17 protein-coding genes are annotated in these 25031 nt (G+C 70.4%); 13 read left to right on the top strand and 4 right to left on the bottom strand.

Translation table 11 applies throughout. The features are described from left to right. Positions 1–172 precede the first annotated feature (172 nt). The 4 genes from ADK64_RS26870 (at position 173) to ADK64_RS26855 (ending at position 7463) form a co-directional block, all read left to right on the top strand. Positions 173–1990, top strand: a complete 1818-nt coding sequence (locus tag ADK64_RS26870) for an ABC transporter ATP-binding protein (RefSeq protein WP_053663044.1) — start codon at positions 173–175, stop codon at positions 1988–1990. Further along, on the top strand, positions 1987–3849 hold the full coding sequence (locus ADK64_RS26865; protein WP_053662873.1) for an ABC transporter ATP-binding protein: 1863 nt from the start codon (positions 1987–1989) through the stop codon (positions 3847–3849). The genes ADK64_RS26870 and ADK64_RS26865 overlap by 4 nt, the downstream gene beginning before the upstream one ends. Positions 3850–3954: 105 nt before the next feature. Next, positions 3955–5697 carry an ABC transporter transmembrane domain-containing protein gene (locus ADK64_RS26860; RefSeq protein ID WP_053662871.1) on the top strand — a complete coding sequence of 581 codons (1743 nt, stop codon included), beginning with the start codon at positions 3955–3957 and terminating at the stop codon, positions 5695–5697. Further along, entirely contained in the window at positions 5694–7463 is a 1770-nt protein-coding gene (locus ADK64_RS26855) for an ABC transporter ATP-binding protein (RefSeq protein WP_053662868.1), read from the top strand. The genes ADK64_RS26860 and ADK64_RS26855 overlap by 4 nt, the downstream gene beginning before the upstream one ends. A 160-nt stretch (positions 7464–7623) precedes the next feature. On the opposite strand, the gene ADK64_RS26850 is transcribed toward ADK64_RS26855, so the two are convergent. Further along, on the bottom strand, positions 7624–8223 hold the full coding sequence (locus tag ADK64_RS26850) for a hypothetical protein (protein ID WP_053662865.1): 600 nt from the start codon (positions 8221–8223) through the stop codon (positions 7624–7626). 316 nt (positions 8224–8539) lie between these two features. Here ADK64_RS26850 and ADK64_RS26845 point away from each other — a divergent pair, with 316 nt between their 5' ends. The 7 genes from ADK64_RS26845 (at position 8540) to ADK64_RS26815 (ending at position 19328) form a co-directional block, all read left to right on the top strand. After that, positions 8540–10594, top strand: a complete 2055-nt coding sequence (locus tag ADK64_RS26845; protein ID WP_053662864.1) for a M4 family metallopeptidase — start codon at positions 8540–8542, stop codon at positions 10592–10594. A 251-nt stretch (positions 10595–10845) separates the two neighbouring features. After that, positions 10846–12489, top strand: a complete 1644-nt coding sequence (locus tag ADK64_RS26840) for a M4 family metallopeptidase (protein WP_053662862.1) — start codon at positions 10846–10848, stop codon at positions 12487–12489. A 71-nt stretch (positions 12490–12560) separates the two neighbouring features. After that, entirely contained in the window at positions 12561–13082 is a 522-nt protein-coding gene (locus ADK64_RS26835) for a DUF1990 domain-containing protein (RefSeq protein WP_053662860.1), read from the top strand. 95 nt (positions 13083–13177) lie between these two features. Continuing rightward, a complete protein-coding gene (locus tag ADK64_RS26830) occupies positions 13178–13705 on the top strand; it encodes a hypothetical protein (protein WP_053663042.1) in 528 nt (175 codons plus the stop codon). Next, complete coding sequence (locus ADK64_RS26825; RefSeq protein WP_053662858.1) at positions 13702–14346, top strand: hypothetical protein; 645 nt, start codon at positions 13702–13704, stop codon at positions 14344–14346. The genes ADK64_RS26830 and ADK64_RS26825 overlap by 4 nt, the downstream gene beginning before the upstream one ends. Next, a complete protein-coding gene (locus ADK64_RS26820; protein ID WP_078992849.1) occupies positions 14346–19085 on the top strand; it encodes a putative T7SS-secreted protein in 4740 nt (1579 codons plus the stop codon). The genes ADK64_RS26825 and ADK64_RS26820 overlap by 1 nt, the downstream gene beginning before the upstream one ends. Positions 19086–19115: 30 nt before the next feature. Then, a complete protein-coding gene (locus ADK64_RS26815; protein ID WP_053662856.1) occupies positions 19116–19328 on the top strand; it encodes a bacteriocin immunity protein in 213 nt (70 codons plus the stop codon). A 132-nt stretch (positions 19329–19460) separates the two neighbouring features. Here ADK64_RS26815 and ADK64_RS26810 read toward each other — a convergent pair whose 3' ends face one another. Both ADK64_RS26810 and ADK64_RS26805 read right to left on the bottom strand, forming a co-directional pair. Further along, entirely contained in the window at positions 19461–19655 is a 195-nt protein-coding gene (locus ADK64_RS26810) for a DUF397 domain-containing protein (protein WP_053663040.1), read from the bottom strand. Between the two features lie 8 nt (positions 19656–19663). After that, on the bottom strand, positions 19664–20515 hold the full coding sequence (locus tag ADK64_RS26805) for a helix-turn-helix domain-containing protein (RefSeq protein ID WP_053662854.1): 852 nt from the start codon (positions 20513–20515) through the stop codon (positions 19664–19666). Between the two features lie 204 nt (positions 20516–20719). Here ADK64_RS26805 and ADK64_RS26800 point away from each other — a divergent pair, with 204 nt between their 5' ends. Continuing rightward, positions 20720–21130 (top strand): ATP-binding protein, encoded by a 411-nt coding sequence (locus ADK64_RS26800; RefSeq protein WP_053662853.1) that lies wholly within the window; start codon positions 20720–20722, stop codon positions 21128–21130. 313 nt (positions 21131–21443) lie between these two features. On the opposite strand, the gene glgP is transcribed toward ADK64_RS26800, so the two are convergent. Continuing rightward, positions 21444–24062 carry an alpha-glucan family phosphorylase gene (gene glgP, locus ADK64_RS26795; RefSeq protein WP_053662850.1) on the bottom strand — a complete coding sequence of 873 codons (2619 nt, stop codon included), beginning with the start codon at positions 24060–24062 and terminating at the stop codon, positions 21444–21446. A 328-nt stretch (positions 24063–24390) separates the two neighbouring features. On the opposite strand from glgP, the gene ADK64_RS26790 reads away from it, so the two are divergent. Beyond that, a partial coding sequence (locus tag ADK64_RS26790; RefSeq protein ID WP_159046337.1) for a maltotransferase domain-containing protein occupies positions 24391–25031 on the top strand: 641 nt, incomplete at its 3' end.

Raw genomic sequence — 25031 nt, 5'->3', positions numbered from 1 at the left:
GGTTCGAGAATCCCGGGCGGGCGGGGTCCGGCACATCGGCCGGCCCGCTCGAAGCCGCATCAGCCGATCGGTTGATGCGGCGCCCGATCGGCTGATGCCGCGCTACGACCTGACGGACGGTCCGACCGAAACTCGGTGGGCGATGTCAGTGCCGGTCCGTACGCTCGCGGTGATGCCCACGACACGTGCAACCACCGAGAAGCGGTCCGCCGTACGCACGCTCCTGCGACTGTGGCCGTACGTACGCCCCGTGCGCGCGCGGCTGTTCACCGCCGCGTTCATCGCCGTCGTGGCCTCCTGTACGGGGCTGGTGATCCCGCTCGTGCTCAAGTGGATGGTCGACGGGCCGGTCGCCGACCACGACCCGGGCGGGGTGTGGCTCGGCGCCCTGTATCTGCTCCTGCTGGGCATCGCCGAGGCGCTGCTGTTCGGCCTGCGCCGGTGGCTGGTGGCCCGGCCGCTGTCGCACGTGGAGGCTCGGATGCGGGCGGCGCTGTACCGGCGTCTGCAACGGCTGCCAGTGTCCTTCCACGACCGCTGGGCGTCGGGCCAACTGCTCTCCCGGGGCACCACCGATCTGATGCTGCTGCGCCAGTTCCTCGCCTTCCCGCTGACGTTCCTGCTGGTCAACAGCGTGACCATCCTGGTCGGGGTGGTGATCATGCTGCTGCAGGACTGGGTGCTGGGGCTGGTCATCCTCGGTCCCACCATCCCCGTGATGTGGACCTGCGCGGTCTTCGAGCGGCGGTACGCCACGGTGGCGCGGAGGTCGCAGGACCAGGTCGGCGACCTGACGACGCTGGTCGAGGAGAGCGTGCTCGGCATCCGCGTCATCAAGGGCTTCGGCCGCCACCGCAGCCAGGCGCGGGCGTTTCGTGAACTGGCGGTCGGCCTGCGCGGCACCGAACTGCGCAAGGCGCGGCTGCTGGCCGTCATCTGGGGCGTCATCGTGACGCTGCCCGAGCTGGCGATCGGGGCGGCGCTGGTGCTGGGCGCGGTGCGGGTGGCCGACGGCGGCCTGTCGGCGGGGACGCTGGTCGCCTTTCTGAGTACGGCCCTCGCGCTGCGCTGGCCGGTGGACTCGATCGGGTTCCTGCTGGCGATGAGCCAGGAGGCGGCGACGGCGACCGAGCGGTACTTCGAGGTGATGGACGAGGTGCCGGAGGCCGAGTCGGCCACGGGCAGCCGTACGGCCGAGGCGTCCGCCGTCACCGGTGCCGGCGCCGGACTCCGCTTCGAGGACGTCCGGTTCCGCTACCCCGACGCACCCCCCGGCTCCCCGCCCCTCCTGCACCACATCGACCTCCACATACGCCCCGGCGAGTCCATGGCCCTCGTCGGAGCGACCGGCAGCGGGAAGACGACGCTCACCGCGCTCGTGCCGCGTCTGCACGAGCTCACCTCCGGCCGGATCACCCTCAACGGCGTGGACATCGCCGAGATGCCCCGCGAGGAACTGCGCGCCAAGGTCGCCGTCGCCTTCGAGGAACCCACCCTCTTCTCGGCGAGCGTCGGCGAGAACGTGCTCATGGGGGCGGCGGACGGCGCCGGAGCGGCGGAGCTGGACCGGGCGCTCGCCGTCGCGCAGGCCGGCTTCGCGCACACGCTCCCCCACGGCACCGACACCCGCGTCGGCGAGCAGGGCCTCAGCCTCTCCGGCGGCCAGCGGCAGCGCCTCGCGCTGGCCCGCGCGGTGGTCGGCAGACCGGAGTTCCTGGTGCTGGACGACCCGCTGTCCGCCCTGGACGTGCACACGGAGGCGGCCGTGGAGGCCGCGCTGCGCCAGGTCCTCGCCGACACCACCGCGCTGATCGTGGCCCACCGCCCGTCCACGGTGCTGCTCGCCGACCGGGTCGCCCTGCTCTCGGACGGCCGGATAGCCGCCGTGGGCACCCACCACGAACTGCTGCGCACCAACGCCGAGTACGCGCATCTGATGTCGGGGCTGACGCCGGACGCGGCCCCCGGGGAACAGGAGGAATCCCGTTGACCACCACGACCGCCTCCACCCCCGCCGCCGAGGACGACGAACTGCCCGGTCCCCCGCGGGACGGCCAGGACGACGCCTTCGACCGGGACGTCCTGCCCACCGCGCCCGGCGCCACGGCCGCCCTGCTGCGCTCGCTGCTCGCGCCCCTGAAGGGCCGGGCCGCGTTCACCACACTCGTCCTGCTGTTCCAGCAGGCGGCCGTACAGGCGGGCCCGCTGCTGGTGGCGTACGCCATCGACAGCGCCGTGCCCGCGTTCCGCGACCACCGGCACGGCCCGCTGATCGCGGTGGCCGTCGGCTATCTGCTGTGCGCGCTGCTCTCCGGCGGGTTGCAGTTCGCGTTCATCGAGACCTCCGCCCGGGTCAGCCAGGACGTGCTGCTGGACCTGCGGGGCCGGATCTTCCGGCACGCGCAGGCGCTGAGCATCGACTTCCACGAGCGCTACACCTCGGGCCGGCTGATATCCCGCTCCACGACGGACGTCGAGTCGCTGCGCGAGCTGCTGAACGACGGGCTCCAGGAGCTGGTGACCGTCGTGCTGTCCTTCGTCTACATCTCCGCGCTGCTGCTGTGGCTGGACCTCGGCCTGGGCACGGTCGCGGTGGTCTCCTTCGTGCCGCTGTACCTGCTGGTGCGTGGCTACCAGCGACGGGCGGGGCGGGTGTACCGGGCGCGGTCCACGGCGATCGCGGCGGTGATCGTGAAGTTCGTGGAGACGATGAACGGCATCCGCCCGGTGCGCGCGTTCCGCCGGGAGGCCGTGAACGACGCCGAGTTCGCGGTGCTGAACCGGCGGCACGAGCGGACGAACGGGGACGTGCTGCTGGAGATGGCCCGTTACGTGGTCGGCTCCCGGCTGGTGGCCAACACGGCGGTCGCGGGGATCGTGCTGTGGGGCGCCTACCGGGTGGCGTCCGGCTCCCTGGAGCTGGGCGTGCTGGCGGCGGCCGTGCTCTATCTACGCCGGCTCTACGACCCGATCGACCGGCTCGGCATGTTCCTGAACGCCTACCAGTCGGCCGCCGCCTCCCTGGAGAAGATCGCCGGTCTGCTGGCGCAGGCCCCATCCGTGCCCGAGTCGTCGGCGCCGCGCGAACTGCCGCCGTTGAAAGGCGAGTCGCCGGGCCGCGAGGTCGTCTTCGACGGCGTCCGCTTCGCCTACCGCACCGGCGGCGAGGTGCTGCCCCGTTTCGATCTGACCCTCCCGGCCGGGCAGACGGTCGCCGTGGTCGGCTCCACGGGCGCGGGCAAGTCCACCCTCGCCAAGCTCCTCGCCCGCTTCTACGACCCCTCGGCGGGGCGCGTGCTGCTGGACGGGACGGACCTGCGCGAGCTGTCCGTGCCGGAACTGCGGCGCGGAGTCGTCATGGTGACCCAGGAGGCGTTCCTGTTCTCCGGCACGGTCGCGGACAACATCGCCATCGGCCGGCCCGACGCCTCCCGCGAGGAGATCGAGCGGGCGGCCAAGGCGATCGGCGCGCACGAGTTCATCAGCGCCCTGCCCGACGGCTACGACACCGACGTCCGCAAGCGCGGCGGCCGCATCTCCGCCGGGCAGCGCCAACTGGTCGCCTTCGCACGGGCGTTGCTCGCCGATCCCGCGGTCCTCATCCTGGACGAGGCGACCAGCTCCCTGGACATCCCGGGCGAGCGGGCCGTGCAGCGGGCGATGTCGACGGTACTGAAGGGCCGCACGGCGGTGGTGATCGCCCACCGCCTGTCCACGGTCGAGATCGCGGACCGGGTCCTGGTGATGGAACACGGCCGCGTCGTCGAGGACGGCCCCCCGGCCGAACTCGTCGCGGGCACGGGCCGCTTCGCGGACCTGCACCGGGCGTGGCGGGACAGTCTCGCCTGATCCCGCCGCTCGTGCGCCGGCGGTCCGTCCGTTATTCGATGGAGCGGGCGTCCCCGCCCCCGATACGTTCGACGTTTCGCAGCGGGCCGAGGGAGCGGGGGACGGATGATCGACGCCTACGAGGATCCCGGTATGCCCGACACCCGGGGCGGGTGGCGGTATCTGTGGTGGTTGGTGTGGCGCCAGCCGGGGCGGTCGGTGGCCGCGGCGGTGCTGGGCAGCGTGTGGATGGTGCTGATGGCCGCGCAGCCGTACATGATGGCGCGGGCCGTGGACGACGGGCTGGTGCCCGGGCGGCTGGGGGTGCTGGCCGCGTGGACCGGGACGATGTTCCTGGTCGGGGCGGTGAACGCCTGGCTGAGCATCATGCGGCACCGCATGATGACCCGGGTGCGGATGGACGCCAACTTCCGCACGGTGAAGGTCGTCGTGGGCCATGTGGTGCGGCTCGGGGCCGCGCTGCCGCGCCGGGCGGGGGCCGGCGAGGTCGTGACCATCGGGGTCGGCGACGTACAGGTCCTCGCGCAGGCGCTGACGGCGGTCGGGCCGGGCGTCGGCTCGGTCGTGGTGTACGCGGTGGTCGCCGGGCTGCTGCTGGCCGTCTCGACGCCGCTGGCCGCCGTCGTGCTGCTCGGACTTCCGGTATTGGCGCTGGTCACCGGGCCGCTGACGCTGCGGCTGCAGGGCGCGGAGAGCGAGTACCGGGAGCGGCAGGGGGTGCTGACGGCACGCATCGGGGACCTCGCGGGCGGCCTGCGCGTCCTCAACGGGCTGGGCGGGAAGTCGTTGTTCGCCGACGGCTTCCGGACGGACTCGCAGGCGCTGCGCGCGCAGGGGTACCGGGTGGGCGCGGTGGCCAGCTGGGTGCAGGCGCTCGGCGTGGGCCTGCCGACCCTGTTCCTGGCCGTGGTCACCTGGCTCGCCGCCCGGCTCGCGGCCCAGGGGGAGATCAGCGTCGGCCAGTTGGTGGCCGTGTACGGCTACGTCGCGGTGCTGATCGGGCCGGTGGCGTTCATGGTGGAGATGGCCTACGAGCTGAACCGTGGCGTGGTGGCCGCGCGCCGGGTCGTACGGCTGCTGCGGCTGGCGCCGGAGCCGGACGAGGGCACGCGGCCCGCACCCGAGGAGCCTGCCGAGCTGCACGATCCCGCGTCCGGGGTGCGGATCGCGCCGGGACGGCTGACGGCACTGGCCGCCGCCCGGCCCGCCGAGGCGGCCGCCGTGGTCGACCGGCTCGGCCGCTTCGGGCCGACCGACGCCACCTGGGGCGGGGTACGGCTGGACGCGATGCCGCTGGCGGACGTACGCGCGCGCGTGCTCGTCGCGGACAACGAGGCCGATCTGTTCGCGGGACCGTTGCGGGAGGTCGTGGCCGCCGCGCACGCCGCGGGCGAGGGCGCGCTCGACCGCGCGCTGTACGCGGCCGCCGCCGAGGATGTCGTGCGCGGGCTGCCGGACGGGGCCGACTCGGCCGTCGCCGGGCAGGGCCGCAGCCTCTCGGGCGGGCAGCGGCAACGGATGCGGCTGGTGCGGGCGTTGCTCGCCGACCCCGAGGTGCTGCTGGCCGTGGAGCCGACGTCGGCGCTGGACGCGCACACGGAGGCGACGGTCGCCGGACGGCTGCGGGCGGCGCGGGAGGGCCGTACGACGGTGGTGACGTCCACCTCGCCGCTGGTGCTGGACCGTGCGGACACGGTCGTGTTCCTGGCCGGCGGCAAGGTGGCGGCGTGCGGCCCGCACCGGCGGCTGCTGGCGGAGGAACCGGGCTATCGGGCCCTCGTCGCCCGCGATGCGGAGGCCGATACCGAGGCCGATACCGAGGCTGACGCCGAGGGGGTCGTACGGTGACGACGACGGGCGAGGGGCTGCTGCCGGTCGCGGACCGGGCCCGGGTGCGGCGGGCCGCGCTGCGGCTGGTGCGGGCCGACGGGCGGGCGTTCACGGCCGCCCTGCTGCTGAACGCGCTGGCGGCGGGGGCGGGGCTGGTCGGACCGTGGCTGGTCGGGCGCATCGTCGACGAGGTGCGCGCCGGGCGCGGGGTGGGCGCGGTGGACCGGCTGGCGCTGTGGATCCTGCTGTGTTCGCTGGCGCAGGTGCTGCTGGCCCGCTGGGCACGGTACGTGGGGTACCGGTTCGGGGAGCGGACGCTGGCCCGGGTGCGCGAGGAGTACGTCGAGCGGGTGCTGGCGCTGCCCGCGTCCGTGGTGGAGCGGGCCGGCACCGGCGATCTGACGGCGCGCGGCACGGCGGACGTGGCGACGGTCGGCACCACGCTGCGCGACGTGGGCCCGGATCTGCTGGTCAACTCCGTGCAGGCGCTGTTCGTGCTGGGCGCGGTGTTCGCGCTGGACCCGCTGCTCGGGGCGTTCGGGGTGCTCGGTCTTGCACCGATCTGGCTGGCGTTGCGCTGGTATCTGCGACGGGCCCGGGACGGCTATCTCGCCGAGGGCGCGGCGACGTCCGAGATCGCGGAGATCGTCGCCGCCACGGCTGCGGGTGCCCGGACCGTCGAGGCGTTCCGGCTGCGGGACCGGCGGATCGCGGCGAGCCGGGACGCGCTGGAGACGTCCCGCCGTACGCGTTTCTACACGCTGTTCCTGCGGACGGTGTTCTTCCCCGCGGTCGAGGTGACGTACACCGTGCCCGTGGCGGGCGTGCTGCTGCTCGGCGGGTGGCTGCACGAGCGGGGCGCGGTCGGGGTGGGCGCGGTGGTGGCCGCGGCGCTGTATCTGCGGCAGTTCACCGAGCCGCTGGACCAGATCCTGATGCGCGTGGAGCAACTGCAGAACAGCGGCGCGTCGTTCGCGCGCGTGGAGGGGCTGGCGCAGGCGCCTCGCGGGGGCGGCGCGGCCGGCTCCCCGGTCCCGGCGGACGACCGGATCGACGTGCGCGAGGTGCGGTACGCCTATGAGCGCGGCGGCGAGGTGCTGCGCGGGGTGGACCTGACGGTACGGCCCGGAGAGCGGCTCGCGGTGGTGGGGCCCTCCGGCGCCGGCAAGACGACGCTCAGCCGGCTGCTCGCGGGCATCGACCGGCCCGGGTCCGGCGCGGTGACGGTGGGCGGGGTGCCGGTCGCCGAACTGGAGCCGGAGCTGCTGCGCCGCCAGGTGGTGCTGGTCACGCAGGAGCACCATGTGTTCCTCGGCACGGTCCGCGACAATCTCCTGATCGCCGAACCGGAGGCCACGGACGGCGACTTGTGGACGGCGCTCACCGCGGTGGGCGCCGACGACTGGGTCCGTGACCTGCCGGCGGCCCTGGACACCCGCCTGGGCACGGGCGGACACCCCACCGACGGCTCCCAGGCCCAGCAACTCGCCCTGGCCCGGGTGGTGTTGGCCGACCCGCACACGCTCATCCTGGACGAGGCGACGGCCCTGCTGGACCCCACCACGGCCCGCCACACCGAACGCGCCCTCGCCGCCGTCCTGGAGGGCCGCACGGTCATCGCCATCGCCCACCGCCTCCACACGGCCCACGACGCCGACCGGGTGGCGGTCATGGAGGACGGCCACCTGACCGAACTGGGGACACACGAGGAACTGGTGACGGCCGACGGAGCGTATGCGGCACTTTGGCGGACGTGGCACGGGGACGCGGCCGAGGGGGCGTGAACGGACGGGGCCGGCTGCACAGGTGTGCGGTGGCGAAGGTGTTGGCGGTCGGGGCCGCTCGGGGACGCGGCGGCGCGGGCGTTCGGGACCGAGGCGGGCAAGGAGCGGCGCCCTGGTCGAGAACGGCGAACCAGCCGGACACGGCACCCTGGTCGAAACCCTAGCCCTGGTCGGACACGGCGCCTTGGTCCAAACCCGCGCCCTCGTCGGACACGGCGCCCTCGTCCAAACCCGCGCCCTCGTCACCGACAGTCCCCCGAAGGCCGGCCCGGTCCCGGCCGCGGCGGAGTGCCAGGGCCGGTGTCGGGGGCCACAGCCAGCGGCGTTTGCGAGTGCGGCCCACGGTGTCGGCGCTGTGTGCGCCTGCAACCACCGCCATCACGGGCCACAGCAGGAAGGTCGCCGCGATCTCCCCGGGACCCCCGTCCGTGGCCGCGCCGACGGCCACGATGTCGGCCGGGAAGACCAGTCCGGCCAGCAGCGCCCCCGCCACCGCGAGTGGCCCGGTCCCGGTGAACACTCGGGCCGCGAGGGACAGCCCGCCCGCGAGCACCAGCCCCGTCAGGACACCGACGTGCGCACCGCCGCCGACGAGGAACCCCAAGAACCGCAGATCGGTCACGGCCATCGCGGTGCCGGTCCCCTTGACCGACTCGACCACGGCGACCGGCGGACAGAGGGCGGCCCAGGGCAACGCCGGCAGGCCCGCCACCAGGATGCCGACGCGCAGCCCGCGCCCCAACGTGCCTGATCCGCCCATACGCCCCCCGTTCACGCCACGCCGTTCCGGGCCACCCCGCCCAGCGCCCGCCCCTCCCCGAACGGTTCGCATACCGAACATGAACATCCGGTCAACGGACCGCTTTCAGGCCAAGTTTGTGACGCGGTCCTGACAGGTGTGCCGATCCCCTGCCACTCTTCCCAAGCCGACTCACAGCAACCCCACAACTGCACGTGTCTTTTCGTGAGCGGCTCGCACGTGGTTCCGCGCACCGTCCTGTTCTGCCCGGACGGCTCAACCCACCGTCCGGTCTCCCCTGGCCGCACGACCCGCGGCCACGCAGAAGGAGTCAGTGTTGAGACGCATCCCCTCTCGCGGACGCACCTCCCACAGCCCGCAGCACCGCACCGCGCACCTCCGCACCGCCACCGTCGCCCTCGCCGGGGTCGCCGCGCTGATCGCCGCGGCCGTCCAGTCGGGCGCAGCCAGCGCCGCACCGGCGGCGAAGCCGCAGGCCGGCAAGATGAACCCGGCGCACGTGGCGATGAAGCTCACGCCCTCGCAGCGCGCCGAGCTGATCCGCGGCGCCGACGCCACGACGGCCGCCACGGCGCGGTCGATCGGCCTCGGCAGCCAGGAGAAGCTGGTCGTCAAGGACGTCGTCAAGGACGCCGACGGAACGCTCCACACCCGTTACGAGCGGACGTACGCCGGACTGCCGGTGCTCGGCGGTGACCTGGTCGTGGACACCAAGTCCGGCAAGACCATGGACGTCATCCGGGCCACCGGCGCCACGGTGAAGGTCGCCGGTCTCACCCCGAAGGTGTCGAAGGCCGCGGCCGAGAAGCAGGCCGTGCAGCGGGCGAAGGCCCGCGGTGGCAGCAAGTCGGCCGCGAGCGGCATCCGCAAGGTCATCTGGGCGGCGACCGGCAAGCCCGTGCTGGCGTACGAGACGATCGTCGGCGGCCTCCAGGACGACGGCACCCCGAACCAGCTGCACGTCATCACCGACGCCGCCACCGGCAAGAAGCTCTACGAGTACCAGGGCATCGAGACGGGCATCGGCAACACCCAGTACAGCGGGCAGGTCACCCTGACCACGACCCAGTCGGGCTCGACGTACACGCTGACCGACGGGGCGCGCGGCGGCCACAAGACGTACAACCTGAACCACGGCAGCTCGGGCACCGGCACCCTGTTCTCGCAGAGCAACGACACCTGGGGCAACGGCACCACCTCCAACGCCGCCACCGCGGGCGCCGACGCGCACTACGGGGCGCAGGAGACCTGGGACTTCTACAAGAACACCTTCGGCCGCAGCGGTATCCGCAACGACGGTGTCGGCGCCTACTCGCGCGTCCACTACGGCAACTCGTACGTGAACGCCTTCTGGGACGACAGCTGCTTCTGCATGACCTACGGCGACGGCTCCAACAACCAGGACCCGCTGACCGCCCTCGACGTCGCCGGGCACGAGATGAGCCACGGCGTCACGTCCAACACCGCGGGCCTGGACTACAGCGACGAGTCCGGCGGCCTGAACGAGGCCACCAGCGACATCATGGGCACCGGCGTGGAGTTCTACGCCAACAACAGCTCCGACCCCGGTGACTACCTCATCGGCGAGAAGATCAACATCAACGGCGACGGCACCCCGCTGCGCTACATGGACAAGCCCAGCAAGGACGGCAGCTCCGCCGACTCCTGGTACTCGGGCGTCGGCAACCTCGACGTGCACTACTCCTCGGGCATCGCCAACCACTTCTTCTACCTGCTGAGCGAGGGCAGCGGAGCCAAGGTCATCAACGGCGTCAGCTACGACTCGCCGACCTCGGACGGGCTCCCGGTCACCGGCATCGGCCGGGACAAGGCGCTGCAGATCTGGTACAAGGCGCTGACCACCAAGTTCACCTCCACCACGAACTACGCGGACGCCCGCACCGGCACCCTCGCGGCGGCGGGCGAGCTGTACGGCACCTCCAGCGCCGAGTACGCGGCGGTGCAGAACGCCTGGGCGGCCGTCAACGTCGGTTCGCGTTCCGGCGGCGGAGGCGGCACCGGCTCGACGTACGACAACAACACCCAGATGGCGATCCCGGACAACGGGCCCGCCATCACCTCGGCCATCACCGTCTCCGACCGCAGCGGGAACGCGCCCGGCAACCTTCAGGTGAGCGTCGACATCACGCACACCTGGCGCGGTGACCTGGTGATCGACCTCCTCGGCCCGTCCGGCAAGGCCTATCGGCTGAAGAACTTCAGCTCCTCCGACTCGGCGGACAACGTCAAGGCGACCTACACCGTCAACGCGGCCGCCGAACAGTCCAACGGGACCTGGAAATTGAGGGTGCAGGATCAGGCCAGTCAGGACACCGGCACGCTCAACGACTGGAAGCTGACCTTCCCGTAAACCGCACGTCGCGGACCGGGCACCACAGGGCCGTCCGAGGGTCCGACATCCTCGGGCGGCCCGGGTTCACACCCCCGCAATGTTTCTCCTTCTGTCGATTTTCAGCCAACATCACTTCAGGGTCATGACATGTACGCGCCCTTGATGTCACTCTCTCTCCACCCGCCGCAGCAGCACAGCAACTTCACAACCCCACACAGCCGGGCCGGTAACCCCACGCCGCCCGGACTCCCCATATGAAGGAGCTTTGAGTGAGCCCCCTCTACGCGCGTCACAAGCGCACCACTCTGGCCATCGCCACCGCTGTCGCCGCCGGAGCCCTGCTTTCCACCGGTCTGACCACCACCGCCTCGGCGCAGGCCCCCAAGCCCCTCGCCGCCGCCCCGGCCGCGCTCTCCGCCGCCGCCCACATCTCCCTGATCCAGCAGGCCCAGGCCGACGCGGCCTCCACCGCGCAGCACATAGGCCTCGGCGCCAAGGAGAAGCTGATAGTCAAGGACGTCGTCAAGGACGTCGACGGCACCGTCCACACCCGCTACGAGCGCACCTACGCGGGCCTGCCGGTGCTCGGCGGCGACCTGGTCGTCCACACCGCCGGGTCGGGCAGGACCGAGGGCGTCACCAAGGCGACCGACGCGACCATCAAGGTGGCCTCGCTCACGCCGCAGATCACCGCCGCCAAGGCCGAGAAGCAGGCGGTGTCCGCCGCCAAGACCCTCGGCTCCGCCAAGTCCACCTCGGACGGCGCGCGCAAGGTGATCTGGGCCGGCTCCGGCAAGCCCGTCCTCGCCTACGAGACGATCGTCGGCGGCCTCCAGGACGACGGCACCCCGAACCAGCTGCACGTCATCACCGACGCCGCGACCGGCAAGAAGCTCTTCTCCTACCAGGGCATCGAGAACGCGACCGGCACCGGCAAGACGCTGTACTCGGGCACCGTCAGCCTCAGCACCACCCAGTCGGGCTCGTCGTACAACCTGACCGACGCCACGCGTGGCGGTCACAAGACCTACAACCTGGCCCGCAAGACGTCCGGCAAGGGCACCCTGGTCTCCAACTCGACCAACACCTTCGGCACCGGCACCGCCTCCACCTCGTCCAGCGACCAGACGGCCGCCGCCGACGCCGCCTACGGCGCCCAGGAGACCTGGGACTTCTACAAGACCACCTTCGGCCGCAGCGGCATCAAGAACGACGGTGTCGGCGCCTACTCCCGCGTCCACTACGGCAGCAGCTACGTCAACGCCTTCTGGGACGACAGCTGCTTCTGCATGACCTACGGCGACGGCGAGGGCAACAAGGACCCGCTGACCTCGCTGGACGTGGCCGGCCACGAGATGAGCCACGGCGTCACCGCCAACACCGCGGGCCTCGACTACAGCGGTGAGTCCGGCGGCCTGAACGAGGCCACCAGCGACATCATGGGCACCGGCGTGGAGTTCTTCGCCAACAACTCGTCCGACAAGGGTGACTACCTCATCGGCGAGAAGATCAACATCAACGGCGACGGCACCCCGCTGCGCTACATGGACAAGCCCAGCAAGGACGGCAGCTCGGCGGACAACTGGTCCTCCTCCGTCGGCAACCTGGACGTCCACTACTCGTCCGGCGTCGCGAACCACTTCTTCTACCTCCTCTCGGAGGGCAGCGGCGCGAAGACGATCAACGGCGTGAGCTACGACTCGCCGACGTCCAACGGCTCCAAGGTCACCGGCATCGGCCGGGACAAGGCGCTGCAGATCTGGTACAAGGCGCTGACGACGTACTTCACGTCGACGACCAACTACAAGTCCGCCCGCACCGGCACCCTCAGCGCGGCCAAGGACCTGTACGGCTCCGGCAGCACCGAGTACAACGCGGTCGCCGCGGCCTGGTCGGCGGTCAACGTCAGCTGACCGCAAGGGCTTCGACAACGGGCGGTACCCGGGCGGAAGGCATCCCGGGTACCGCCCTACCCTTGTGACCCATGTCCTCGGCGCCCTTCACCTACGAGCCCGTCGGCGCGACCCGCGACGACCTGACGTACTGCCCGCCCGGCTTCCACCCCCTCTTCGTACGCACCCGCCTCGGCGAGGGCCAAAAACTCTTCCACCGGGCCGCCGATGCGGTCCTGACCTGGGAGATGCACCGCGCGATGGGCGTCGGCATCGACGCCACGGCCGACCGCGCCGCCCCCGGCGTGGACGTCACGGTCACCCTGGCCGGCCTGCTGAAGGCCCCCTGCCGCATCATCTGGACCACCGACGAACCCCGCCGCACCGGCTGGGCCTACGGCACCCTCGAAGGCCACCCCGAATGCGGCGAGGAGGCCTTCCTGGTCGACCGCACGGGCGACGGCACGGTCTGGCTGACGGTGGCCGCCTTCAGCAAGGGCGCCAAGTGGTACGCGAAGGCGGGCGGCCCGGCGGCCCGGGGCTTGCAGCACGCGTACGCCCGGCGGTGCGGGGCGGTGCTGAAGAGGCTGTGCGCGGGGTTGTCGGAGGAGTGAGCTGACGAGCGCGGCTCGTGTGCGGCGGGGTGGGAATCCCGCCAATCTGTTCAACGGAGCGCGTATCGCTTTGTCCTCGCCGAGGGTGCGGTGTGATGATCCGAAGCATGTCTGAGCATGGGGGCGCCTCCGAATCGGCAGGGCATATACGCAGGTCACGGCTTTACGACTACGTGGACGTGGCCAGAGACGACCATCAGGGGTTCGAGCCGGCTCCGGTTGCCCCCTGCCTCGACGAGGCTGAGCGCAGGCATCGTGAGTTCGCCGTGCTGCTGGGCCTGTTCCGGCGTAGCGCGGTGCTCGTGCCGACGGATGCGGACGCGGCACCGCTGACGGGCGATGTCGGCGGGGTCCGCTGGATCTACGCCTTCTCCCACGAACACGCCCTGGCCCACTTCGCGCTCGCACGCGGCGGGAGCGAACGGGAGTGGGCCTACCAGCGGTGGCTCGGGGCGCGACTGCTGGACGTCGCAGTGCCGGCGGTGGGGGTGCCGTGCGGGGTGGCGCTGGATGTGGGCACCGAGGGTGAGGGCGCGCTGTTCCCGCCGGTGCGCGGGATCGTGCCGGACGCGGTGGCGGTGGACGTCGGGACACGGGCGACAGCGACGGGGGACGTGCGGTGACCGACGCTCGCGGCAAGGACCTGAAAACGGAAGGTCTGGCGTTGATCGCCAAGGGCCTGACCGATGCCCTGGCGGAGTTGAAGGACATCGGCATGATCGGCGAAGCCGGCGCCGGGCGTGGGTTCAACGAGATCGCCCTGTCCGGGCTGGAGTTGGGGCACGAGGGGCTGACCGGCGAGTTCCAGTCGTTCTGCGACCGCTGGGAGTGGGGCGTGCGGGCGCTGGTCATCGAGGGCAACGACTTCGCTCACGACACGGGGCTTGCGGCCGGCACCTACTACGAGACCGACCAGTACGTCGGCGGCGCGTTGAGGGTCGGTGCGAACTCGCTGGTGGGCAACCCGCACGCCTCCGAGGAGGACGTGGAGAAGATGAGCTGGGGCCAGTGGGCCGACAGCACCGTGGACTCCTACACCCACCCCGACTACAGCGAGAAGTCCTTCGACAAGGCGTGGGACAACAGCAGGCAGGCCTGGATGGCCAACGGGCACGACTTCATGAACTCCCCGGCCGCCAAGAACCTGGGCATCCGGCCCGCCGGTGTCTCGGACGCCGACTGGAAGACGTACGTCGACACAGTCTTCCCTGTCTCTCCGCAAGCTCGTGCCCAGGACGGCGGGCCGCAGGGCGGTGGGAGCTGATGGGGTGGGGCAAGATCACCAACGCGGTCGTGGGCGGTGCCGAACATCTCTACGACCAAGGCAAGAAGAAGGTCGGCGAGGGCGTCGACTACGTCACCGACGAGGTCGGCAGGGGCCTGGACCACGTCGGACTGCACGACTGGGCGAACGCGGTCGAGGACTGGGGCGACGGACTCGCCTCCGACCTGGGCGCCACCCCGGGCGAGAAACAACTCGGCCAGAGCGACGAGGCCAAGGACCTCCTCCACGGCGACCCCCACAGCATCCGCGAGAGCGCCAAGCACCTGCGGGACTTCCACGACGCCTTCGACAAGGTCGGCCAGGGGCTGAGGAAGGTCGACTCCTCCGGCTGGCAGGGCGAGGGCGGCGACGCCTTCCGCAAGAAGTTCGGCGTCCACCCCGCCAAGTGGGCACAGGCGGCCGAGGCCTGCCACGCGGCGCAGACCGCCCTGGAGTCGTACGCCGGCACCGTCCAGTGGGCCCAGGGCCAGGCCAAGGAGGCCATCGCCCTCTACGGCAAGGGCGTGAAGGCGTCCAAGGACGGCACCGACGCCTACAACAAGAAAGCCGACGCCTACAACGCCAAGGTGAAAGCCGGTCAGGACCCGGGCCCCAGGCCCGGCCCGTTCCACGACCCCGGCAAGGCCGACATCACCGCGGCGGTCCACAAACTCGCCGCGGCCCGCAAGCAGCGCAACACCGCCGCCGCCGAAGCCCAGGGCAAGGTCAAGGCGGCCCTCGCCCACGCACCCGCCGAGCCCCCGCCACTGCAACGCCTGAAGAACGACTTCGGCGACCTCCTGCTGGCCGACACCACCGAAGCCGTCCACTTCGGCGGCGGCCTGGTCAAGGGTGCGGCCGGCCTGGTCGGCTTCGTCCGCAGCCTGGACCCCACCGACCCGTACAACGTCACGCATCCGGCCGAGTACCTCCAGGGCCTCAGCATGACGCTGTCCGGTCTCGTCTCCGCGGACATGCACCCCGACCGGGCCCTGAAGGACATGTGGACCCAGTTCCGCAAGGACCCCGCCGAGTTCGAAGGCCGCGTCATCTCCCAGCTCCCCGTCGGCGACGGCGCCGGAATGGAACTCGGGCTGGCGCGGGACGCGGCGGAGGGGTTCGCTGAGCAGGGGCTGCGCAAGACCGCACGGGACGCTGTGGAGCACGGCGCGCAGGACGTCTCACGCCGGCCGCCCGAGAAGGTCTGTGAGAAGGATCCCGTCGACGTCGCGACCGGCCGGATGGTGCTGTCGCAGACCGACGTCTCTCTTCCGGGCCTGCTGCCCTTGACCGTCAAGCGCCAGTTCGAGTCGTCGTATCGGCACGGTGGCTGGTTCGGTCCGACCTGGTCCTCCACCCTCGACCAACGCCTGGAGATCGACCAAGAGGGCGTCGTCTTCGTCGGCGAGGACGGCCTGACGCTCGCCTACCCACACCCGGCCCCGGGCGTGCCGACTCTGCCCACCCACGGTCCGCGCTGGCCGCTGGACCGGGTGGACGACGGCTACACCCTGGCAGACCCGGAATCCGGCCAAGTACGGCACTTCGCGGACCGGGACGCAGAGCTGGCAGTACTGGAACAAGTAGATGACCGCAACGGCAACTGGATCACCTTCGAGTACGACACCGAGGGCACGCCTTGTGCCCTCTCGCACAGCGGCGGCTACCGTCTGCTGTTGTCGACCGCCGACAGCCGAATCACCGCATTGCACCTGTCGGGCGCGGCAGCCGACGGCGCCGACCAGGAGCTGATCCGCTACGGCTACACCGACGGGCACCTCACCGAGGTCTTCAACTCCTCTGGCCGTCCCACCGCCTTCAGCTACGACGACCAAGGCCGCATCACATCCTGGACGGACACCAACGACCGCCACTTCACCTACGCCTACGACGACCGGGACCGCTGCATCCGTCAGTCCGGCGCCGCCGGCCACCTGCGTTCAGCCTTCGCCTACGGGCCGACGGACCCCGCCACCGGCGAACACACCACGACCGTCACCGACTCACAAGGCCACACCACCCGTTACCTGATCAACAGCCGCTGCCAGGTGACCGCCGAGACGGACGCCGTGGGCGCGACCACACGATACGTCCGCGACCGCTACAACCGCCTTCTCTCCGCGACGGACCCCCTGGGGCACACGACGGCGTGCGAGTACGACGAGGCGGGCAATCCCACCCGCGTCATCCGCCCGGACGGCCGCGAGTCGAGGGCGGAGTACAACGCCCTGGGTCTGCCGGTGAAGGTGGTGAACCCGGACGGCACGGTGATCCGCCAGACGTACGACGAACGGGGCAACCGCACGTCGGTGATGGATCCGGCGGGCCAGACGACCCGGTTCACGTACAACGAGGCCGGCCACCTGGCGTCCGTGACCGATCCACTGGGAACCACGACGACAGTGGTCTGTGACCGCGCGGGCCTGCCGACAGAGGTGGCGGGCCCGCTGGGGGCGGTGACCCGATACCAACGGGACGCTTTGGGCCACCCCACCGCGATCACGGACGCGACCGGCGCCACGACACTGCTGGCGTGGACGATCGAAGGCCACTTGACCCGTCTGACGTCTCCCGACGGTACGACCGAGTCGTGGACATACGACGGCGAGGGCAACTGCACGAGCCACACCGACGCCCTCGGCGGCATCTCCCGTTTCGAGTACACCGACTTCGACCTGCTGACCGCCCGTACGGGCCCGGACGGCGTCCGCTACGAATTCGCCCACGACACGGAACTGCGCCTGACGAGGGTCACGAACCCACAGGGCCTGACATGGGAGTACGAGTACGACCCGGCAGGACGCCTCAAGTCGGAGACGGACTTCGACGACCGAACGCTGACGTACGCGTATGACGCGGCAGGACGCCTGGTGTCGCGGCGGAACACACTCGGCCAGGTCGTGTCCTTCGAGCGGAACGAACTGGGCCAGGTGCTCCGCAAGAACGCGGCGGGACAGGTCACGACGTACGCCTACGACTTCACGGACCAACTGGCCCAAGCGGTCGGCCCCGACGGCACCGCACTGACACTGCTGCGCGACCGCCACGGCCGCCTGCACTCGGAGACGGTCGACGGCCGTACGCTGAAGTACACCTACGACGCGCTGGGCCGCCGCACGGGCCGCACCACACCGACAGGCGCCGTCTCGACCTGGTCGTACGACGCGGCAGGCCGCCGTACGGGCATGGTGGCATCGGGCCGGCCCATCGACTTCACGTACGACGAGGCGGGCCGTGAACTGACCCGGCAGGTCGGTGAGTCGGTGCTGCTGGAGCACACCTTCGACCCACTGGGGCGCCTGACGACCCAGTCGGTGACCGGCGCCGAGGGCCGAAGGGTCCAGCACCGGGCGTACTCGTACCGGGCCGACGGCAACGTGATCGGCATCGAGGACCACCTGTCCGGCACCCGCCGCTTCGACCTGGACGCGACGGGCCGGGTGACGGCGGTCCACGCGGCCGGCTGGACGGAGCGGTACGCCTACGACGAGGCGGGCAACCAGACACAGGCCGACTGGCCGGCGACGCATCCTGGTGCCGAGGCAACGGGCTCGCGTACCTATGCGGGCACCCGCATCACCCGAGCGGGCAACGTCCGCTACGAACACGACGCGCTCGGCCGCATCACCCTCCGCCAGAAGACCCGCCTGTCGAGGAAGCCTGATACCTGGCGCTACGAGTGGGACGCCGAGGACCACCTCACCTCGGTGACCACCCCGGACGGCACCCGCTGGCGCTACACCTACGACCCGCTGGGCCGCCGCACGGCCAAACTCCGCCTGGCGGATAACGCTGAAACGGTGCTGGAAAGGGTGGATTTCACTTGGGACGGCACCACGCTCTGCGAACAGACAACAACTTCCTCCGGCCTCCCCAACCCGGTCACCCTCACCTGGGACCACCAGGGACTACGCCCCCTCGCCCAGACGGAGCGCATCACGGAGGCCGACGCCCCGCAGCAGGACATCGACTCCCGCTTCTTCGCCATCGTCACCGACCTCGTCGGCACCCCGAACGAACTCATCGACGAACAGGGCGACATCGCCTGGCGTACCCGAAGCACCCTGTGGGGAACCACGGCGTGGACAGTAAACAGCACGACCTACACACCTCTACGCTTCCCAGGCCAGTACTACGACCCGGAAACCAGCCTCCACTACAACTACTTCCGCCATTACGACCCCGAAGCCGCGCGGTACGTCACCCCGGACCCCATGGGCCTGACCCCCGCACCCAATCCTTCTGCGTACGTGGACAATCCCCATGCGTGGATCGACCCGCTGGGTCTGACACCATGCTTTGGGGCCCGGAAGAGCGCCGAAGAGCTTAGAAAATCTCCAGGATCCGCGACTGGAGGACACTCACTGCGAGATGTCGACGGTGCATGGCTGAAGGGGTCCGAAGGAAACGTGGGAAGAATTCCCGGACAGGTAGCTAGATCACTGAAAGGAAGGCAGTTCAATAACTTCAACGAATTCCGTTCAGCTTTCTGGGAAGAGGTTTCGAAGAATCCAGAATTGGCCAGGCAGTTCTCCCCGTCAGGCCAAACCGCCATGTCGGAAGGTAAGGCGCCGTTTACGGTAACAGGACAGTGGACAGGCGGCAGGGGAAGATACGAGCTTCACCATGTTCAGCCCATCCAGCGTGGCGGAGGGGTTTACGACCTAGATAACATCATTGTTGTCACACCGCGCTACCATAAAGAGATACTGGATGGCAGTTATCATTTCGGAAAGTGACAGTAGCTTCGAACTGGAGGATCGAAAGTCATGCCGCAGAAGGAGCGCGAGGAACTCGTTCATATCGTTCAGCAGCTCATCGATGCCAGACTGCCGGAAGAAGAGGAGGATCGCCTCCTGGAAGAGCTGAGGGCGAGTGTTCTCCATCCGCGAGTTTCGGACCTGATCTACTTCTCCGACCCTCCATTGACAGCGGAAGAAGTAGTGAACCAGGCACTTGCCTACCGCCCAATCGACCTCTAGACGGTACCGAATTTCCCGCCCCAAGCATGGCATTTATGCCTCGAAGATGACTGGGTGGGACTCGGGGCACCCGGGTCTGTGTAGTCGGAGTTGTGACCGAGAGTCTTGCCGGCGAGGTTCACACGCAGCCACTCAGCGCATGGAGGAGGTCTTCAGGGCCGAGACGAAAGGGGCAAAGGCGCCGACAGGGAAGGTGAGAGTTACCCAGGCCGGGGCCTTGGAGTCGCGGACAGCTATGCAATTGCCCCGGTGGGCGATCTCGATGCAGTTGTTGCCGTCACCACTGCCCGAGTAGGACGACTTCTGCCAGTTGTCGAGGGTGGTCACGGCGCGCCTCACAGCTCCTTCGCCAGCCTGTGGATGAAGTCACGCGACCGCTCAGGGGCGAGTGACACAGCCTCCACTTTACGGAAGAGCGTACGAAAGGCGCCGAGTTGGGCCTCGGAATCGATGAAGCCCGCGCCCTGGGGCGCGTCACGGACGGCTGTGTCCAGCTTGGGTACGGCACCACCCACGTACATCATCGCGTTCGTGGCTCCGGCGAAGCCCTCCAGATCGAAGGGGATGACACGTACGGTGATGTGGTCGGCTTCGGCCAGTTCGAGGATGCGGGTGAGCTGAGCCCGCGCCGTGCCGCGGCTGCCGACCATGATGCGCAGTGCAGCTTCGTGGATCACAGCCTCATACGGGGTGAGCGGGGACCCCTCAATGATCACCCTGCGCTGCAACCGGTGCCGAACGCGCAGCTCCAGGTCGTCCGGGGGCAGTTCGGGAACGCGGTACGAGAAGATGGCCCGGGCGTAGTCCTCCGTCTGGAAGAGACCCGGCACGTGCAAGAACTCCACATCGAGTCGGTACGTAGCGTGATACTCCAACTCGGCCAGATCCAGGAACGAAGTCGGCAGCAGGCCCAGATACTCCTCCCACCAGCCGCGCGTCCGGTCGGCCGCCATGGCTACCAGCGCGGTGATCAACTCATCGTCCGTGCAGGAGTAGTGAGCCGCAAGCTGCCGCACGCGCGCCTCACTCACGCCCGCCAGCCCGCTCTCGATCTGACTCACCCGTGCGGCGTCGGTCCCGAGCAGTGCCGCGGCCTCACGCCCCCTGAGGCCTGAAGCCTCACGGAGCTTGCGCAGCTCAATCCCCAGACGCTCCTGACGTGCAGTGGCCCGTTGCCTGCGCGGCATGGCTTCCTCCTTGAGCACAACTGCCCTGGGACAGCACCTCGTTCGAGGGCAAGATTACGGCAGCCACTTGCATGGGGCCAACATTGCGCCCTACCGTCGGTGACGTAACGCACACGCAATGGAAGTGCACCGCTCCGCCCTGCCACGACGGCCGCGGCAAGGCCACCATGCGTGAAATCCCCGGTTACCGAACGGAGTTGTCGCATGCCCGAATCCGAGTCCTGGGACTACACCCTCTGCATCCCCAATGACCTCAGAGCCGTCACCATCTGCCGCCGCACTCTGCGCCTGATCCTGACCATGCACGGGCTGATCGGGCTCGTTGACACCGCCGAACTCCTCGCCGCGGAGTTGGTCTCCAACGCAGTACGCCATACGAAGGGCCCCGCCGCCCTCAGAGTTCGCCGGTCGGCGGAGGGGATGGTCTGGATCGGAGCCTGGGACACGGACCCGGAGCCACCGGAACCGCCACAGCCGATGGACGGGGTGGGTGAGGCGGAGGAGGGGCGAGGGCTAGGCCTGGTCAGCGCATGCGCGGAGTACTGGGGCTGGCAGCCCTCGACCCGGTTCGGAAATCGGGGCAAGTTCGTGTGGTGCCAATTTCCCCCGGCCTAGCTTGTTGATCACGACCGCTCCCACCCACACATCCCAGCCGCGACGCGCGCCGCTCGTCCCGCTGCTGACGGCCGTCACCGCCGCTCTGCTCGTCGCGCACCTCGCCGTCAGCTCCGACTCGTACCGGAACTGCAATCGCGGCGGTGTCCGCCGTGCCGGCCGTCCCGCTCGCGCTGGTGCTGCTGGCGACCGTCTACTGGCCGTACACCCCGGACCCGGCCGGTGGGAACGACTGCTCGGGACTGCGCCCGCTGCTGCCGTAGAGACAGCAGCAGGCGCAGTCGTCCGGTCCCCGCCGCCCCACAAAGGGCCCCTACCGCAACAACACCCCCACCCCCTCCCCCACATCCCCCACCGGCACCGCCACCAGCCCCATCTCCGCGGTCGAGGCGAGCAACCGGTGCGCCGGGAGGATGCGGACCGTGTAGCCGTAGGGGCCCGTGCGGTCCAGGGAGAGCGGGCCCTCGTACAGCAGCCGGCCCTCCAGGTCCGGGGCTCCCGTCGGCTTCAGTGGAACGACCGTCGCGTCCGTGATGTGGTCCTCCGCGTCCACCCGCCCCGACACCGCCTGGACCTCCACGTCGTCCGGACTCAGCTCGCCCAGAGCGACCCGCACCCGCAGGCTCACGGTCGTGCCCAGTTCCGCCGTGGCCGTCGTCGCGGTCGTCTCGACGTGGTCGACGCTCACCCCGGGCCAGGCCGCCCGCACCCGCGTCTTCCACTCGGCCAGTACGCGCGCGGTGTCCGGGGTCAGTGCGCGGTGCGCCTGCGCGGCGGGGGCGTAGAGCCGGTCGACGTACTCCCGGACCATGCGCCCGGCCAGCACCTTCGGGCCCAGCAGGGTGAGGGTCTGGCGGACCATCTGGATCCAGCGGTCGGGCAGTCCGGCGCGTCCGCGTTCGTAGAAGCGGGGGGTGATCCGCTGTTCGAGGAGGTCGTACAACGCCGCCGCCTCGATGTCGTCGCGCCGGTCCGGGTCCGTGCCCGCGCCGTCCGCCGTCGGGATGGCCCAGCCGAAGTCCGGCTGGAACCACTCGTCCCACCAGCCGTCCAGGACGGAGAGGTTCAGACAGCCGTTGAGGGCCGCCTTCATTCCGCTCGTGCCGCAGGCCTCCAGGGGCCTGAGCGGATTGTTCAGCCAGATGTCACAGCCCGGGTAGAGCTTCTGCGCCATCGCCATGCCGTAGTCGGGGAGGAAGACGATCCGGTGGCGGACCCTCGGGTCGTCGGCGAAGCGGACCAGTTCCTGGACGAGCCGCTTGCCGCCGTCGTCCGCCGGATGCGCCTTGCCCGCGACGACGATCTGCACCGGGCGCTCGGGATGCAGGAGCAGCTCCATCAGACGGTCGCGGTCGCGCAGCATCAGGGTCAGGCGTTTGTACGACGGGACCCGGCGGGCGAAGCCGATCGTCAGTACGTCCGGGTCGAGCACCCCCTCGATCCAGCCCAACTCGGCGTTTCCGGCCCCCCGTTGACGCCAGGAGGCGCGCAGCCGGTCCCGTACCTCCAGCACCAGCTGTTCGCGCAGGGTGCGGCGCAGCTCCCAGACCTCCTCGTCCGGGATCTCCGCGACCGAGTCCCAGCGTTCGGAGCCGCCGACGGTCAGCGCGTCCTCGGCCCGCTGGGCCCCGACCTCCCGGGCCCCGAGCCGCAGCACCTCGGGCGCCATCCAGGTCGGCGCGTGCACCCCGTTGGTGACGGAGGTGATCGGCACCTCCTCGGCGTCGAATCCCGGCCACAGCCCCGCGAACATCTCCCGGCTGACCTGTCCGTGCAGCAGTGACACCCCGTTGGCCCGCTGGGCCAGCCTGAGCCCCATCACGGCCATGTTGAACAGGTTGGCCTCACCGCCCGGGTAGGTCTCCATGCCGAGGGCGAGGATCCGCTGGACGTCGATGCCGGGCAGTTCGGCATCGGGCCCGAAGTGGCGGCCGACCAGCTCCCGGTCGAAACGGTCGATGCCGGCCGGGACGGGGGTGTGGGTGGTGAAGACCGTGCCGCCGCGTACGGACTCCAGTGCCGAGTCGAAGTCCAGTCCGCCCGCGGACAGTTCGGCGATCCGCTCCAGGCCGAGGAAGCCCGCGTGCCCCTCGTTGGTGTGGAACACCTCCGGCTCCGGTTGCCCGGTGAGCCGGCAGTACGTCCGCACCGCCCGCACACCCCCTATTCCGAGCAGCATCTCCTGGAGCAGCCGGTGCTCCCCGCCGCCGCCGTAGAGCCGGTCGGTCACCCCGCGCTCGCCGAGGTCGTTCTCCTCCACGTCCGAGTCGAGCAGCAGCAGCGGCACCCGGCCCACCTGGGCCAGCCAGATCCGCGCGAGCAGCGCCTTGCCGCCGGGCAGGGCGAGCGAGACCTGCGCGGGGGTGCCGTCGGGCTCCTTCAGCCGGGTGAGGGGCAGCTCGTTGGGGTCGAGCACCGGGTAGTGCTCCTGCTGCCAGCCGTCGCGGGACAGGGTCTGCCGGAAGTATCCGTGCCGGTAGAGGAGACCGACACCGATCAGGGGTACGCCCAGGTCGCTGGCGGCCTTGAGGTGGTCGCCGGCGAGGATGCCGAGGCCGCCGGAGTACTGGGGCAGCGCGGCCGTGATGCCGAACTCCGGGGAGAAGTAGGCGACGGCGGCGGGCAGCCCGTCCGCCTGTGCCTGGTACCAGCGCTCCCCGGTCAGATAGTCGTCGAGGTCGTCGGCCACGGCGGTCAGCCGGCGCAGGAACCGCCGGTCCCCCGCCAGCTGGGCCAGCCGCGCCGGCCGCACACTGCCCAGCAGCCGTACCGGGTCCCCCTCGGCGGCGGCCCACCGCTCGGGGTCGACGGACTGGAACAGATCGCGCGTTTCCGCATGCCAGGACCAGCGCAGATTGCGCGCCAGGTCGCTCAGCGGCCGGAGGGGTTCGGGGAGAACGGGACGGACGGTGAACCGACGGATCGCCTTCACATTCCACCTCGGACGCGTTACGGGGTGAGACGTACGGCGCTGTACGTCTCGTCGTCACTGTCGACGGTAGTGGTTACCGGGGGGTCGGTGGGGACGTGTCCCGGCGGGGTGTCGGGGCATGGAACGGCGGCCACGGGGCATCCGGAAAGGCAACCGGTCTTGTGGGTGGACATACGCGTGAGTAGTTAACAAAGTGCCGGATTGCCCACCCGAACACGGTGGGAAGGCTCCTGCGGTACACACTCCACAGGCGCACCCCAGCACCTCGCAGGACCCACCTCCCCACATCCATCCGCCCACACCCACGTTGACGCGGACAGGAGCGGTCATGCCCGCCACGCACCACTCGTCAGCACCCCCGACAAACAGCAGGACCCCGGAAGCAGGCAAGAAGGCAACGGGCAAGAAATCCGTAAAGCCCGGCGAGGCCGGGAAGCGTTCGTCACCTCGGCCGGCCACCACTTTCGGCCGAATCCCCGTCCTCGACGTGCGCCCCGTGGTCCAGCACGGGCGCAGGCCGGCCAAGGCGGTGACCGGTGAGTCGTTCGAGGTGTCGGCCACCGTCTTCCGGGAGGGACACGACGCCGTCGCGGCGAACGTGGTCCTGCGTGGCCCGAAGGGCCGCCGAGGCCCGTGGACGCCGATGCGGGAACTCGCCCCGGGCACCGACCGCTGGGGCGCCACGGTCACCGCGGGCGCGCCCGGCCGCTGGACGTACACCGTGGAGGCCTGGTCCGATCCGCTGGCCACCTGGCACCGCCACGCACGCATCAAGATCCCGGCCGGCATCGACACCGAGCTGGTCCTGGAGGAGGGCGCCCGGCTGTACGAGCGTGCCGCCGACGGGGTCCCCAAGGCGCGTCGCCCGGCCGTCCTGGCCGCCGCGCGGGCCCTCGGTGACGACTCCCTGTCGGTGCACGAGCGCCTCGAGCCCGCCCTGTCCGCCGAGGTGGGTGCGCTTGTGGCCCG

This window comes from Streptomyces sp. MMG1121 (assembly GCF_001280015.1).
GTDB lineage: Bacteria > Actinomycetota > Actinomycetes > Streptomycetales > Streptomycetaceae > Streptomyces.
The sequence above is the reverse complement of the archived record's forward strand: the minus strand, read 5'-3'. Positions and strand labels throughout refer to the sequence as shown.

What these genes read in the sequence shown, in the direction of transcription:
- ADK64_RS26800 (WP_053662853.1), top strand. Translation starts at nt 20,720, where the DNA reads ATGCCCGAATCCGAGTCCTGGGACTACACCCTCTGCATCCCCAATGAC.
- ADK64_RS26850 (WP_053662865.1), bottom strand. Translation starts at nt 8,223, where the DNA reads ATGGGCGGATCAGGCACGTTGGGGCGCGGGCTGCGCGTCGGCATCCTG.
- ADK64_RS26870 (WP_053663044.1), top strand. Translation starts at nt 173, where the DNA reads ATGCCCACGACACGTGCAACCACCGAGAAGCGGTCCGCCGTACGCACG.
- ADK64_RS26830 (WP_053663042.1), top strand. Translation starts at nt 13,178, where the DNA reads ATGATCCGAAGCATGTCTGAGCATGGGGGCGCCTCCGAATCGGCAGGG.
- ADK64_RS26805 (WP_053662854.1), bottom strand. Translation starts at nt 20,515, where the DNA reads ATGCCGCGCAGGCAACGGGCCACTGCACGTCAGGAGCGTCTGGGGATT.
- ADK64_RS26835 (WP_053662860.1), top strand. Translation starts at nt 12,561, where the DNA reads ATGTCCTCGGCGCCCTTCACCTACGAGCCCGTCGGCGCGACCCGCGAC.
- ADK64_RS26815 (WP_053662856.1), top strand. Translation starts at nt 19,116, where the DNA reads ATGCCGCAGAAGGAGCGCGAGGAACTCGTTCATATCGTTCAGCAGCTC.
- ADK64_RS26860 (WP_053662871.1), top strand. Translation starts at nt 3,955, where the DNA reads ATGATCGACGCCTACGAGGATCCCGGTATGCCCGACACCCGGGGCGGG.
- ADK64_RS26820 (WP_078992849.1), top strand. Translation starts at nt 14,346, where the DNA reads ATGGGGTGGGGCAAGATCACCAACGCGGTCGTGGGCGGTGCCGAACAT.